The following is a 13,759-nucleotide window of genomic DNA, read 5'->3' as shown; positions in this document are numbered from 1 at the left end:
ACAGCGGGCAGTGATCAGTCAGGTTCGGGCGAGCAACGCGGCGGCCTTCTCCGACAGTTCTTGTGCCTCGGTTACGTCGGTGTACCGGGCCAGGCGCAGGCGCATGTCCTCGGCCGCTTCCCGTACCCGTACGGACTGGACGCCGTCGGCCACCTGCACGAACTCCGACCACGCTGCCAGCGCGCCGTCGAGGTTGCGCTGGCGCAGGTGGATCGCTCCGAGGTGGCCGAGGACGTTGGCGCGGGTGCGGCGACGGTCGAGGCCGTAGAGCTTAAGTGCCTGCTGGAGCTGGCTACTGGCGCCGGTGAGGTCGCCCATCTTGGAGAGGATCATGCCGGAGGCGTAGGCCCAGCGGCCGATGGTGAAGTGGGAGGCCCACGAGTCGCCGGTCGGTGCGGAGGCGGTGCGTTCGATGCTGTTCTGCGAGGCGGCCAGGGTGCGGGTGGCGAGCCGGTGGTCGCCGTCGAGGGCGACCGCCTCGGCCAGGGTGGTCTGGTAGTAGGCCCTGGCCCGCGGGTCGGGCAGGTCCTTGGCGCTGTTCATGCACTGCTCGGCCAGGGCCACTGCGCGGGCGCGGTGCCTTGGGCCCATCGCGAGGACTTGGACGGCCGTGCCGCGCAGTGCGGTGGCCGCGAGTTCCGGCTCGCCGGCTTCCACGGCCAGGCGGTGGGCCTGCTCGAAGTAGGGGATGGCCTCGCGCGGGTCGTCGCTGTGGTCCTGTGTCATCCAGCCGATCAGGTGGGTGAGCTGTGAGGCGGCGGCGTAGAGCTGGCGGCCGGTCGCCTCGTCGAAGCGGCCTTTGAGCCACGGCCCAGCATTGTGCTGGAGGTAGCTGAGGGCGAGGTGGCGCACGTGGCCGCCGCCGTATTCGGCAGCGAGGTCTCCCAGGGTCTGGACCATGGTCAGTACGGCCTGCACGTCGCTGTGGCCGACACGTACGGCGTCGGCGGAGGCGTTGCGCACGCGGCGGGTGATGGCGTCGGGGTCGGGGAGTCCGATGGTGGAAAGGGCGGTGCCGCCGGAGGCGGTCAGGAAATTCCGACGGTCCACGTCGCTGTCGCTCCTCCCGAGAGCCAGTACTGCATCCACCGTATCGACGTGCCCGGCGGCGCCGGCACTGTCGTTCTCGTCGGGTAAGCCACCCAGGTTGAGGACCTGTTGCACGTAGGGCCGCCAGTAGGTGGGGGTGCGCTCGCCGGCCATCAGCTTGCGGGCGTACTGCCGTCCCATACCCCCGGGGCCTCGGCCCGCGGCGATGCCCAGCTCGCGGGCAAGCTTGGCCGGGCCCCAGCCGCGCTGCTCGCATTCACGGCGGATGAGGTACGCGATACACCGTTTGTCCTCTGCGGCTGCCACCGGGCCCTCCTCGGGGTTACGCGGGACTACGCGGGGTTACGCCGCGGGTTCTTGCCTCCTACTTGGCCCGCCGGTTAGCTGATTACACCTGCTGAAAGCGCGTCCTGCCCACCGAAGTGTGGGGCACCACGCCCGTCCAGTCGCATGCTTCCTCATTCCCGTGAGCAGAGTCGGCCGGGCGTGGCGGCAGGTGCACGACAGCACGGGACAGGCCCCATGCCACATCGCACAGGAGGTGCGCAGTGAACGACTTCCTGCCCCCGCCGAAGCGCGGGAACCGCGTCGAGAAGCTGTTCACGACCAAGGTTCTCCGCCGGATTCAGTCTCCGGCCGAGACCCACGAGTACAAGAAGGAAAGCGGTTCGTCCGACGGCGCCATGACCTACGACACCACCAAGGTGTGACGTCCTCACTCTGATCACCCCGGGGCACGGCCAAGGGCCGTGCCCCGGCGCTTCTGGAGGCACTGTGATCAAGCTGCGTCTTGCCCCCTACGCCGATGACTCCATGTGGTCGTGGACCGGAGACCGCTACTGCACCCCGGACAGGTGCAGCGAGGTAACCCCCTACACGCACCCCATGGTGGAACATCTCGCCGTGACCGACAGGCACCGCACAATGATCGTCGTCCGCGAACGGGTCACCGGGCGGCTTCCCTGCGAGCCCGAGCCCCGCACCGTCAGCCCCACCGAGTACGGCACCGCACGGCACCTCGCCGGGCAGTGGCCGGCCGACTACGTCCTCGTGGAGACCACACCGCATTCCCCGGCCCTCATCACCGCTGGCGCGTGCCGGACTACCCCGCTCTACCTGGCACACGACGACATGAGCCTTTACGGCTCCTGGGACATGGCCGACCTGAGCAACCACATCACCGGCCTCAACCCCCGTGAAATCGCGCGCCTGCTGATCTACCGCCCCCGCTACAGCGACGACACCCCTTTCCGCGGAATCCACCGGATCACCGAGCGAGCGACCGCTCATTACGGCGGACACCTCTACCTGCGCTACCCCGAACCCGCCCTGCACAGCGGCCCCCGCGACCTCGCGCCGGACGCCGACGTGCTCGGCGCGTTCGTCGAGACCATGGACGACGCCATGGACCTGCGTCCGCTGGACCCCGCCAAGACCGTCTTCCACCTGACGGGAGGATTCGACTCCGGCACCCTGGCCACCCGTGCCGCCGAACGCTTCCCCGGGCAGCTCAGCACCTCGGCGCTCCTGATCGGCGGCCCCGGCCGCGAGCAGCAGATCCGCCGACGAAAAGAGATCCGCTCCGCCGTGCCCTTCGCCGACCGCGACGACCTGCTCGACGCCATGGTGCATACCCCGCTGCACCCCGAATGCGTCCGGGTGCGCGGCGCCCTGATCAGCCCCTACGAAGAACCGCTCCACCACCCCTTCACCCGCATGACAAAGACCCTGAGCGCCCGCGGCGCAGACACCGTGGTCACCGGGCTATGCGGAGACGAAATGGTGGCACTCTCACAAGCGGAGTACCCGCACAAGGCCATGGGCGATCTGAGAGACATCCCCCTCCTCCCGTGGATCGGCAAGCGCGCGTCTGCCGCTCTGGAGTTTGCAGACGATGGGATCGCCCCGCCGGCCGTCGTCAACTCCATGAGCCTCCTGTCACTGGAGACGACCGCCCCCGTCCTCCTCCGCGAGGGAATTTGGCCGGTCCACCCCTTCGCCGATCCCAGCATGATCCAACTCGGCGAGTGGCTGCCGATGGACTGGCGCGAACTCAAGCAACTCCAACGGCGCCGACTCGCCGCGCTCGGCCTGAGCGAAGATGTCACCCAACCGGCAGAGCGCGAGTCCTTCGCCGAAGTGGTCCAACACGCTCTGACCACCTACGGCCGGCCGCTCTTCGCCCGGATGCTGCACGAGGGATCAGCCCTGTTCGATGATGGGCTCGTGAACCCTGACGGACTCCGGCAGGCAGTACGACGACTCAGCGAAGGGACGTACCGCGAGGACGGCGACGCACAGCTCCTCCAGGTCATCAACCTCCACCTAGCAACCCAGGCGTTCTTGTAATCCGCGCGGGGGTTCTGTCCCACGACCGAACGCGCAACCCCCGCGCCCAAGGCGCAATCGTGGGAGGCTGCCACAGCCCCTCGACGATGCGGAGTCACAGATGTTCGCCATGCGCCCGGCTACCTCGGCTGACACCCCTGCCATTGCCGCCATGATCCATTCCCGTTCCACATGGCTCGAAACGCGCGACATGCCGACATGGCGCGACAGCGCGGACAACCTTGCCGCGCAGGCCGAAAACTCCCACGGCACGATGTGGGTGCTCGAAGATCACGACAACTCCCGCATCGTCGGTTGCACCACCATGCAGGAGGAGACCCCGCCATGGGGGTGGACCCTCGAAGAACTCGCCGAACCCGCGTACTACCTCTTCACCACCGTGACGGACCCCGCTTACCGTGAGCACAAGCCCGGAACCTTGATCGCCCTATGGGCCGTGGACCACGCCGCACGCCAAGGGAAAGAGTGGGTGAGGCGCGGCTGCATGTTCCCGGGCCTGGTCCGCTACTACAAGACTCAAGGGTTCACCCTGCTGCACGAGGTGCAACGCACGCACAACCGCGTGTACCTCATGGCACGCCGTGCTGAACGACTCCCCGAGCTGGAGACGCTGTTCAAAGACCCGTCTCGGTTGACCGCATTCTTCTCGCACCTGGCGCCCCCGCTTCCGTGAAGCACGCGTCCCCCGAAGGACCGAGCTGCCCAGGTGATCGTGGCCACCGAACTGCTTCGGTCCGCCCACCGCGGCGACCACCCGCAACTCGTACCGCCGTTGCGGGCGGTCATCAAGAAGGTCAGCGAAACGCTCTAGGCGTGGAGGCGTTGGGGGACTTCGGGGTTCCCTCCACCGGACACTCGTGCGATCTTGTGCCCATGGCCGTGCACAACATCATCGGCGAAGGCGCCCGCCTCAACGGCGTGACCATCCAGGCAGGGAACATAGCCAACTGGGCCCCGCCCCTCCGAGACCCACAGGAAACCGCTGCCAGGTTGGCCGACCTGGCAGCCGAGTCCGGCCCCCGCCTGGCTCTCACCACAGCGGGAGAGGCCAAAGCGCTGATGCGCCTCATGACCGTGATCGGCGACACGCAACCGGAGCTGGCCGAAGTGGCAGATGCCCTGCCATGGACGCGGCGGCGTCGTAGGCGGGGCTGCCTTCGAGCGCGCCGCGGCGCTGGTTATACCGCTGCGTCGTGCGCGGGTCCTTGTGGTCGGCCCAATGCTGGATCTTCTCCGGGCGGGCGCCGGGCCGGTCGTAGGCGTGGGTGATCGTGGAGTGCTTCAAGGAGTGCGGGCTGAGCTTCTTCTGCGGCAGACCGGCCCGCTTCGCGGTGGCCCGGATCGCACGCCACTGCGACGCCTGGTCGAGCCGCTTGCCGGTGCTGGTGCAGAAGATGAAGCCCTCCGTGCGGTCCCCGACGAGGACACGGATTGCGTGCCAGACGAACGGCGGCACGGCCTTGGTGACCCAGGTGCCGCCCTTGATCTGTACCTCCAGGGTGTGGTGGCCCTTGTCGTAGCCCAGCTTCTCGATCCGCGCGCCGAGCGCGGCGTCGATGCGCAGGCACAGGTGGTACAGCACCAGGATTAGGACGTACAGCCGGAACGCCGTACGACGGCACGGATGCTCGTGCCGGGCGGTGCGCGCGAGCGTGACGTACTCGGCTTCGGTCAGGCTCTCGGTGCGGGTGAACAGCGGGTCCATGGCCGGGTACAGGACCCCGTCAAAGGGGTTGCTGTCCATCATCTCCTTGGGCAGGACCCGGGTCTGGAGGACGAACTTGTAGAACGAGGAGTTGGCGGAGAGCACGTTGTGCCGGGTGGCATCGTCGCGCGGTGGTCCCTCCGGCACGCGCCGACCGCCGCGCCAGACGAGGGTGGGCAGCGTCTTGAGGTGGCTGGCGAAGGCGTCGGCGACCAGGAACGTGAGGGCGAGCGGATGCACGTCGCGCTCCCGCAGGTAGCCCTCCAGGATCTTGAAGTTCTGCGCGTACGTCTTGCGGGTGCCGTCCGAGCGCTGGTGGGCGATCCAGGCCGCAGCGAGGGTGGGCAGCGCATCGCGTTCGCCGTAGACGTCGGCCAGGTACGCGTACAGGCGCCGGGCGTGCGGCGGCCAGTCGTCACGCGGGTCGCCGGTCAGCCGGGCGAGGCTCGCACGGGCGGAGCGTTCCGCGCCATCCGCCGCGTACGCGTCGGGCCCCTCGGCGGGAACGAGCGTCACCGCGCGGCTTCTGCGGGGGCGAAGGAGGAGACCCAGGCGGCGAAACTCGGGCCCGGCTGCGCTGTGTTCACCGTGGGAACGCCGGGAGAGATGCCGACCTCGGCGCTAGTCCAGGTACGGTGGGCCCGGTGCGGTTCCGTACGGCCGCACAACGTGGGCTTTCTTCCAGGCGTTTGGGACTTTTCCACGTGAACCCCTCGATCTCTGCCGCAGCTTGACGGTAATCCAGGCTGGGACGCGAGAGGCTACAGGAAAAGCGTAATTTTCCTGTATGCATGGGCCTGGCCAGTACCTCCGCCCGGCAGAACCGCCTCGCAGGACCATCGCGTTGCTCTACTCGCAGACTACGACCCCGTTCCCCGGAGGAAGAGAGTCCGCGGGTCCCTTCCGGCGGTGCGCAGATGGAGGGTCGCATGTCAGGCTTCCCGGCGCATCAGCAGCCGCGTTGGACCGGCTCCGCGCCGGCGTCCTCGCACACCGCAAAACGCCAACCGGGGCACGTTGGTGGATCTTGCCCCGCAGGCGGGGACCGGGGAAGAGAGCCGGTGCGGTGTTCGGGCCGGACGAGCGATGCCCTGATACCCACGCCCGGCGACGCGCTCGAACTGCTGCTGGCTGGCGACGAACGGTTCGTCGCGCGTCGGCCTGCTGGCTGCGGCTGCTGACCGCCTCGGCAGACAAGGCCGGCGGAAAGCTGTGGGCGGCCACTGCCGACGCCGCGCAGCGTGCCGCCCGCAGTACATCGGCGGTGCTGCAGTGCACGACACCGACGACACCGCTTTCTGCCCTCCTCGTGGTGGACATCGCTGCGCACGGGCCCGGAAAGTCCGCCGCCGTCTCCATGGACCGGGTAGCGGTACGCCAGGCGTGGTTGATCGGGCCGGGGCACGCTTCACTGGCCTGCTCCGCAGATCACCGGATGGGCAGCGACTGAAAGCCGGCTCTACCGCCGGATGACGTCGCCGCGGTGTTCCGCGGCAACTTTGCGGTGTTGGCTGGCGACAGTACGACGGGCAGGGCGCCAGTGCCCGGCTTTCTCGCTGCCCGATCGCGCCGCGTGGGCCAGTGGCCGACCCATTCGCTCACGGCAGACGAGAAAGAACCACAAAGGACTGGAACTCTCTCCGGGGCTATGTGAACGTACAACACCCCGGAAGAACAGGGCTCACCAGCAGCTCGCCGGGCTATATGTGAGGAGTTTGTTCCGCTGACTCGTGCTCTCCGGCCTGTTCGAGTTTCCTCAGATGCGAGGCAGTTCGCTGGTCGAAGGGCCTCGGAGCATCGGGCAATTGAACGTTTAACGGTTGATGGCAAGCGAGGATGTGTCCCAGGGCTGGGAGCGCAAAATAGCCGACGATTGCCGGTTAGCCAAACCGGCGATCATCGCGACCATTGAGGAGTCCGCAGCGGCTCCATCGCGGTGGAACAGCGGACGCGGTGGACCGAGCTAACACACATTTGGTTGCGGAGGTAACGTCCTGTCAGGAGCGTGAGACAAGGAGCGCATGCTTCGCACTCGGTTCCGGCTTGGCCCACCACCCTGCACGATTGCGCCTATTCGGTGGCGTCTTGGAATGAAGGAAATGTTCGTGGTTCGTCCCCCTGCGCTGAAACTTGCTGAGGTATTGGCCGAGATTCGTATGAGCCCGTCGGCGTTCTACCGCCTGCGTGCTCGCGGCCAGGCCCCACGCATGATCAAGCTGCCGAATGGTGAGCTTCGCTGCCGCCGAGTCGATCTGGACGCCTGGTGGCGGGAATGTGAGAAGGAAACCCCGCATTGGCGATGAGTTATCACGTCCGCTTCTGGGACATCCGGGAGCGGCCGGATCGGCGAAAGCCGTTCGAAGTCCGCTGGACGGTCAGTGGGCGCGAGCGGTCCGAGTCGTTTCTTACCAAGGGCCTTGCCGAAAGTCGGCGGGCCAAGTTGATGACGGCGGCGCGCGACGGCGAACCGTTCGACGTGCGGCTGGGTTTGCCGGCCTCGGAGATCCGTGCGCTGAAACAGCGGACGACGTGGTACTCCCTGGTCCGCGAGTACATCGACCAGCGATGGGACCGGACACCGGGCAATACTCGCCGCACTCTGGCTGATGCCCTGGCCACCATCACCCCTGCCTTGGTGGAAGGGGGGGCCGCTTACCGGGAGCCGCGGGTGCTGCGACGGGCTCTGTATTCCTGGGCGTTCAATAAGAACGCCTGGGCCACGGAGCCGCGTGAGGAGTGGCAGTCGGCTCTGGACTGGCTGCAGCGCTACACCCTGCCGGTCAGTGAGTTGGAGGAGCCGGACGTCCTGCGGCGCGGGCTGGATGCTCTGTGCAGCAAGCTCGACGGGAATCCGGCCGCCGCGAAGACCGTGAAGCGCAAGAAAGCAGCGATCAACGAGGTGTTCGGTGTCGCGGTCGAGCGCGGTTACTTCGCTCATAACCCGCTCGCGGGGTTGCGGTGGGTGGCACCGGCTGTCGCCGACGAAGTGGATCCCGACTGCGTGCCGAATCCGGCGCAGGTGGCCAGGCTGCTGACGGCGGTCGCCGCACAGCCGGGACGAGGCCCTCATCTGCACGCGTTCTTCGGTTGCATGTACTACGCCGCCATGCGGCCGGCCGAGGTGATCCACCTCAGAGAAGCGCAGTGCCGCCTCCCGGCGACCGGCTGGGGCCTGCTCAACCTCAAAGGCGGCGTGGTCACGGCGGGTAAGGAGTGGACGAACGACGGGAGTTCCTACGAAATTCACTCTTTGAAGAGACGCGCGGCCAAGGCCACCCGGCCGGTCCCGATACCGCCGTCATTCGTCGCCGTGCTGCGCGGACACATCGAACGCTTCGGCGTGGCGCCCGACGGCCGTCTCTTTCGCAACCAGGCGGGCAACTACGTCGACATCTCCGCCTACAACGTGACGTGGCGACGCGCACGCGAAACCACACTCACCCTCGGCGAGCAGGCGCAGGAGCTGGCCAGGCGCCCCTACGACCTCCGTCACGCAGGAATCTCGTTCTGGTTGGCATCCGGTGTCGATCCCGCCGAGTGCGCCCGCCGGGCCGGGCAGAGCATCCAGGTGCTGTTCCGCTACTACGCCAAGTTCCTCGCCGAGGCTCGGGATCACGCCAACCATCTGATTGAGGAATCGATGCGCCGGTGGGACGGCGGCACGGAGGGCGCAGTCGGGGGCTGAACGGGCATCTGGCCCGTGTATGGCCCGGAACGGCTGGTCAGGGCGGGTATATGGGTGGGGCATATTGGGAGGAGGAGAACATTTGGCTACTCCCCCTCGGGGAGCGCCGCGGAGGGCGCCTGGCCTGCATAAGTGCAGGTCAGGCGCTCTTTTCGTGCGTCTAGAAGAAGCCCAGCTTCTTCGGCGAGTAGCTCACCAGCAAGTTCTTCGTCTGCTGGTGATACACGGCGTCCACTGCTTCTGAGCTGCAGAGATGGCTGGAAATGCCAGGCAACACCCCGTGTGGGACCGCCCCTGGCCCGGATCTTGCTCGGTGCTGACAGGGGCACCGGTCCCACATGGCGCATGTAGTAGAAGCCGTCCAGGGGCGTCCAGTGGGTTCAGGGGGAGAGTGTAAGTCCAGGTCAGAGCGTTGTGGCGTGATGGTGTCCGTGGGGTTGGTGACTCGGCTGTGATCGCTCGTGACATGTGAGGGCCCTGCGGGCTTGCTGCGACGGGGGGCCTGCGTAGACGGGATCTGATGCGAGGACGCCCCGCTGGCTTGCTCCGGCGGGGCGTCCTCGTGCAGTTGGTCAAGACGGCTTGGTGCTTGCGCTGGAGGCTGTGTTGTACTCCGGCTCGCCGCTTTCGAGTACCCGGAGGAGCGGGGCGGTGACGACGCGGTTGGTACGGCCTATCGGCAGTACGCGGCATGGGAATCCCCCGCGGCGAACAAGGTCGTAGCTCTTCGACCTCGACAAGCCGAACGCCTGGGCGGCGTCCTCGACGCTCGCGGTCCCGCTCCAGGTGGCGCGGATGTGCTCAGGGCTGAACGGGTCATGATGCGTCGTGCTTTTCTGGCTGGGCATTCCTGTCCGCGTGTCTTTCGGGTCTGGTGCCCAGCCCGCATCTGCGCAAGGCGCAGCCCAACGTCCGCCGGTACTGCCAGGAGGCAGGCATCCATTACCTGGAGGCCAGCCTGTTCGCCTCCTACCGGCAGGTTCTCAAGAGCCTGCACCACGCCGGCACCCCGATCCGCCAGGGGACCCGGGCCGCCCCTGACACGCCCACCGGGTAGTGGCGACTCTGTCGTCCGGGGCCGTCATGAACAGCGGGCCGGACCTCACAGCCGCAGGTGTCCCGGACGGGGGTGCGAGGCCCCGGAGACATCGTTAACAGCCTGCGTAGTTGCTGAGTTGGCCAGTACTCGCGGTGTACGGAAAAGCCCTGACCGTTGGAGTATGGGAGCCGGTGGACCACCTGAGGAGGTGGCTTCGCATGACGGAGCCGATCAGCCCGAGCACGCACAAATCCGCTGAGCCTCGCCGCCCGGACAACGCGACGACACCATCCGGGCGGACCGGCCCCGCCCAGTTGTCCTCGCCCCGGGGCAAGACCACCATCGCGGACGGCGTGGTGGAGAAGATCGCCGGAATGGCAGCCCGTGAAGTGCCCGGCATCTACGCACTGGGCGGCGGCCTCGCCCGTACCTTCGGGGCGATGCGTGACAAAGTCCCCGGCGGCGGCTCGAACTTCAGCCGCGGGGTCAAGGTCGAAGTCGGTGAACGGCAGACAGCCATCGACCTGGACGTGGTCGTCGAGTACGGGGGCAGCATCCCCACCATCGCCGCCGACGTCCGCGATAACGTGACCTCAGCCCTGGAACAGATGACGGGCCTGGAAGTCGTCGAGATCAACATCTCCGTCAACGACGTCCACCTGCCCGACGACACCACGGAAGACACCGAAGACCGAGTCCACTGACAACCGGCTTAGAGTTCCGCTACGGAGAAACGTTCCGTCAGGAGGCGGAGCCGAAGACCTCCCGTCCGTCGCCGCCCTCCAGGACGTCCGGTACGCGGGACGCCAAGCCCGCACCACGTCCTGTTCGACGGGCGGCCCAGCACGCTCGGGCCCGACACACACGAGTTCGCCACCACCATCCGGGCGCGCGTCTCGGTCGGCGCGCGGCAGTTCCCCACCCCGACGGCTGCCCCCATCCAAGGGCGCTCCGTGCCAACCGGCCTCGTGCGTGTCGTCGGGCACAACACCGTGCTGCTCGTGACCGACGCCGAGGGCCCCGGCCGACTCGACGTCACGGTGGTCGGAGCTGGCCCCCGGACCCACCACGGGCCCGGGGCATCGCCCCTGGAGCATCTGCTGCCGTTGGGACCTCCCCCTCGTGTCCCAGCGCAGGCACCGCTTGGGAGAACCTGGGCAATCTCGCCGGCGCTGGGGAGTTCATGGAGAGAATCGGTTGCGTAGGACAGCACGAACCTGACAGATCCGGAAAACAGAACTGTTCAGCTCAGACGTACGGAGCATCACATCAGGCGCGGAACACGACCGTTTGTCGGAAGGATTCAAGAACACCTTGCCCGGTCGTGGGGATTGGCTGGACATTCGCCATCAAGTGGCGGCGAGAACCAGGTTCGCTAAGGGCAAGAGGCCGTCGCCTCCTCTTTCTGCGCCGCATCATCAGGTCCGGCTGGTACACCTCACCGGGCGATGCGGCCACAGTTGGTGCCGCTCTTACCGGCTGACTCACCCGCGATTGCTCCGCCCCAGGAGACACAGTAGCCTTTGGCATCGAGGTAGACAGGACCCGCGTACGAACGGTAATAGCCTTCGTCATCGGCGTAGTCTCTCGTGTCGTCCCGCTGGACCCAGACGTACATGTGGACAGCAGGACCAGCAGTTTTCCGGATGGTCACCGCACAGTTCTTTCCCGTCGCGGCGTTGTAGGTCAGGTAGGACGTGCCCACCTTCCCTATGTCGGCCTGGTTCACGACCTTGTAGCCGGCGCCACATGCTTTGTTGTAGGCGGCCGCGGCTTTGGCCGGAGCTGCTGCCGCCCCGGTGGCTGTTGCCATGACGCCCCCAGCCGCCAGTGCCACCGCGGCCCCCGCCGATCGGATGTGTCCCCAACGTTGCATCGTGTGTCCTCCTCGAAGCCATGCCCGGTGTACCATCCGGCGCCCCGCCGACTTGGCTGGCCCCCGTGGTGGCACTTACATCTGTAACGACACGGTTGAAGCCCCGGTCAGTTGCGTCCCGTGCTTTGCAACTCGTCGTCGTCGGCACGTTCCGGCTCAGAGAACACTCCGGCCCCAGATGCCATACCGGACGGTGCATCAGGCACCGCATCCCGACGAAGCCGGGCCCGCTGATCGGCGTACTCCTCCCGTCCACGAAGCGCGGGGGACGGGGCCCGGCAGGGCCGTGCGGGCAGGGCGACAGCTCCAGGATGAGATCTTCGGATGCTCCGCTGTCCGGAAGAGGTTCGCGCGGACCCTGGCGGGTGGGCGTCGGCGGGAGGAAGCTCCGAAGGACCCGGCCCGAGGGGCCGGAGCCGCAACGGTTTCCGAAGGGAGCCCCGTCGACGCCCGTACTCCCTGCCCGGGAAGATACGGGTCTGAGGCTGCATGGGAGAAGACATCTGGCTGGTACTTCTCGGCGAACCCCATCGAGACCGGTACGCCGACACCGGTCACCGAAATCCGTCGTCCCGGATTTCGTGCGCGCAGCACAGAGGAGAACGCACATGCCATACAGAAAAACTGCCATCCTCGTGGGACTGCTCTTCATCTCTTCGACGGTCACCTTTGCCGCGGGCAGTTCTCTCGTACATGCCTACTTCTCCGACACCACCCCAAGCAGCGAGACGCTGTTCGGCGGGGTTTTTCTGGAGTGGTACACAGCTTCAGCGGTCGCCGTGATCGGTATCGCGTTGTTCCCCGTCCTCAAGCCACACGGGCAGAACCTGTCGGCGGGCTACCTCATTCTCCGGGCCATGGAAGGCGCGGCGATCATCGCGGTAGGGGTCTATTTTTTGGTGAGCCGACACCAATTCGAGGACTACGTTCTGCTCGTCTACATCCTGTCGGGTTCCGCTGGCCTCATCCTGTCCTACCTGTTGCTGCGCTCCGGGCTGGTCGCCCGGTGGCTGTCGATGCTCGGGATCGCGGGCTACGCCGCTCTGCTGGCAGGGGTTCTGGCCGATATGTCGGGGACAGTCAGCCTTGCTACCGGCGCCGGAATCGCGTTCCTCGTTCCTGGCGGCCTGTTCGAAATGGCTTTTCCGCTGTTGTTGATCTTCAGGGGTTGGCGTTCCGTCGACCCGGTCGGCTGCAAGGAGGACAGTCGTGCGGGAGTGGTGCCCGGTGGGCCTCGTGGGTGACTTCTGTCGCCCTGGAGCAGCCGGGTCCTGTTCAGGTATTCACCCGGGAGGGAAGCATGGAGGCTTCGGAGCCGACGAACCGAGACCTACGCAGGGCGGCCCTGGTCGCGGGCATCGGAATTCTGGCGATGGCAGCCCTCGCCACCTTCGCGAATTTTACCGTAGTGGAGAACCTTGTCACTGAAGGTGATGTCGAACGGACAGCACGCGATATACGCGCTTCCGAGGTGACGTTCCGTTACGGCGTCGCCGCCTGGGCGTTGGTGGCCGTTCTCGATGTCATCGTGGCCTGGTCGCTGCTGGCCTTCTTCGCACCAGTACACAAGGGGCTCTCCGCTCTTGCGGCGTGGTTCAGGCTCGCGTACGCAGCGGTGCTCATGGTCGCCGTGAGTCAGCTGGCCGGAGTGCCTTCGCTTGTCCGGGGGAGCATGCGGCCTGGGGCGTCAAGCGCAGGCCGGTCGCATGAAGAAGCGCTGATGAAGATCGACGCCTTCCACGACATCTGGGACGCCGGTCTCATTCTCTTCGCCTTCCACCTGCTGACACTCGGGTACCTTGCTTACGAGTCAGGCTATGTCCCCAAGGTTCTGGGACCCCTGCTCGTGATCGCAGGACTCGGCTACCTGGTGGACAGCTTCGGCCCCCTGCTGTCTGCCGGCTATGCGGCCGAGGTTGCCCTGTTCGCCTTTGTCGGCGAGTTCCTGCTGATGGTGTGGCTCCTGGTCAAAGGCAGGAACGTCACTTTGAAGGAACCCCGGGCCTGACCGACGCAACTGCGGGGCGGGGTGGCTCCACCCCGGGGCGCTGCGGG

General features: G+C 66.8%; 12 protein-coding genes. 9 read left to right on the top strand and 3 right to left on the bottom strand.

Annotated elements, in window-relative coordinates; genetic code table 11:
- Positions 1-18 precede the first annotated feature (18 nt).
- The gene (locus tag CP984_RS02900; protein WP_003979380.1) at positions 19-1,356 is read right to left on the bottom strand and encodes a tetratricopeptide repeat protein; all 1,338 of its coding nucleotides are present in this window, start codon (positions 1,354-1,356) and stop codon (positions 19-21) included.
- Positions 1,357-1,598: 242 nt separating this feature from the next.
- Here CP984_RS02900 and CP984_RS41075 point away from each other — a divergent pair, with 242 nt between their 5' ends.
- The 3 genes from CP984_RS41075 to CP984_RS02890 all read left to right on the top strand — a co-directional run bounded on the left by CP984_RS41075 (position 1,599) and on the right by CP984_RS02890 (position 4,072).
- The gene (locus CP984_RS41075; RefSeq protein WP_003979379.1) at positions 1,599-1,760 is read left to right on the top strand and encodes a hypothetical protein; all 162 of its coding nucleotides are present in this window, start codon (positions 1,599-1,601) and stop codon (positions 1,758-1,760) included.
- A 64-nt stretch (positions 1,761-1,824) separates the two neighbouring features.
- Complete coding sequence (locus tag CP984_RS02895; RefSeq protein ID WP_003979378.1) at positions 1,825-3,399, top strand: asparagine synthetase B family protein; 1,575 nt, start codon at positions 1,825-1,827, stop codon at positions 3,397-3,399.
- 100 nt (positions 3,400-3,499) lie between these two features.
- Positions 3,500-4,072 carry a GNAT family N-acetyltransferase gene (locus tag CP984_RS02890; protein ID WP_003979377.1) on the top strand — a complete coding sequence of 191 codons (573 nt, stop codon included), beginning with the start codon at positions 3,500-3,502 and terminating at the stop codon, positions 4,070-4,072.
- Between the two features lie 393 nt (positions 4,073-4,465).
- Here the strand turns inward: CP984_RS02890 and CP984_RS02885 are convergent, their stop codons facing one another.
- Positions 4,466-5,620 (bottom strand): tyrosine-type recombinase/integrase, encoded by a 1,155-nt coding sequence (locus CP984_RS02885; RefSeq protein ID WP_003979376.1) that lies wholly within the window; start codon positions 5,618-5,620, stop codon positions 4,466-4,468.
- A 1,589-nt stretch (positions 5,621-7,209) separates the two neighbouring features.
- Between CP984_RS02885 and CP984_RS02880 the strand changes: the two genes are divergently transcribed.
- From CP984_RS02880 to CP984_RS02860, 4 genes are all read left to right on the top strand, one after another.
- Entirely contained in the window at positions 7,210-7,407 is a 198-nt protein-coding gene (locus tag CP984_RS02880; RefSeq protein WP_003979375.1) for a helix-turn-helix transcriptional regulator, read from the top strand.
- Positions 7,404-8,789 (top strand): tyrosine-type recombinase/integrase, encoded by a 1,386-nt coding sequence (locus tag CP984_RS02875; protein WP_030181393.1) that lies wholly within the window; start codon positions 7,404-7,406, stop codon positions 8,787-8,789. The genes CP984_RS02880 and CP984_RS02875 overlap by 4 nt, the downstream gene beginning before the upstream one ends.
- 874 nt (positions 8,790-9,663) lie before the next feature.
- Positions 9,664-9,846: a hypothetical protein gene (locus tag CP984_RS02865; RefSeq protein ID WP_003979372.1), complete on the top strand. Its 183-nt coding sequence runs from the start codon at positions 9,664-9,666 to the stop codon at positions 9,844-9,846.
- 200 nt (positions 9,847-10,046) lie between these two features.
- Entirely contained in the window at positions 10,047-10,532 is a 486-nt protein-coding gene (locus CP984_RS02860) for an Asp23/Gls24 family envelope stress response protein (RefSeq protein WP_003979371.1), read from the top strand.
- 734 nt (positions 10,533-11,266) lie between these two features.
- Here the strand turns inward: CP984_RS02860 and CP984_RS02855 are convergent.
- Positions 11,267-11,686: a spore-associated protein A gene (locus CP984_RS02855; protein WP_371281515.1), complete on the bottom strand. Its 420-nt coding sequence runs from the start codon at positions 11,684-11,686 to the stop codon at positions 11,267-11,269.
- Between the two features lie 626 nt (positions 11,687-12,312).
- On the opposite strand from CP984_RS02855, the gene CP984_RS41070 reads away from it, so the two are divergent.
- On the top strand, positions 12,313-12,948 hold the full coding sequence (locus tag CP984_RS41070; RefSeq protein ID WP_003979370.1) for a DUF4386 domain-containing protein: 636 nt from the start codon (positions 12,313-12,315) through the stop codon (positions 12,946-12,948).
- A 56-nt stretch (positions 12,949-13,004) separates the two neighbouring features.
- The gene (locus tag CP984_RS02845) at positions 13,005-13,712 is read left to right on the top strand and encodes a DUF4386 domain-containing protein (RefSeq protein WP_003979369.1); all 708 of its coding nucleotides are present in this window, start codon (positions 13,005-13,007) and stop codon (positions 13,710-13,712) included.
- The last annotated feature ends 47 nt before the right edge of the window (positions 13,713-13,759 follow it).

Origin of the sequence: Streptomyces rimosus (genome assembly GCF_008704655.1) — a bacterium.
Classification (GTDB): Bacteria; Actinomycetota; Actinomycetes; order Streptomycetales; family Streptomycetaceae; genus Streptomyces; species Streptomyces rimosus.
This window is presented reverse-complemented; position numbering and strand designations above follow the sequence as displayed.

Coding starts and splice junctions, on each gene's coding strand:
- CP984_RS41070 (WP_003979370.1), top strand. CDS start 12,313: ATGCCATACAGAAAAACTGCCATCCTCGTGGGACTGCTCTTCATCTCT.
- CP984_RS02890 (WP_003979377.1), top strand. CDS start 3,500: ATGTTCGCCATGCGCCCGGCTACCTCGGCTGACACCCCTGCCATTGCC.
- CP984_RS02875 (WP_030181393.1), top strand. CDS start 7,404: ATGAGTTATCACGTCCGCTTCTGGGACATCCGGGAGCGGCCGGATCGG.
- CP984_RS02860 (WP_003979371.1), top strand. CDS start 10,047: ATGACGGAGCCGATCAGCCCGAGCACGCACAAATCCGCTGAGCCTCGC.
- CP984_RS02845 (WP_003979369.1), top strand. CDS start 13,005: ATGGAGGCTTCGGAGCCGACGAACCGAGACCTACGCAGGGCGGCCCTG.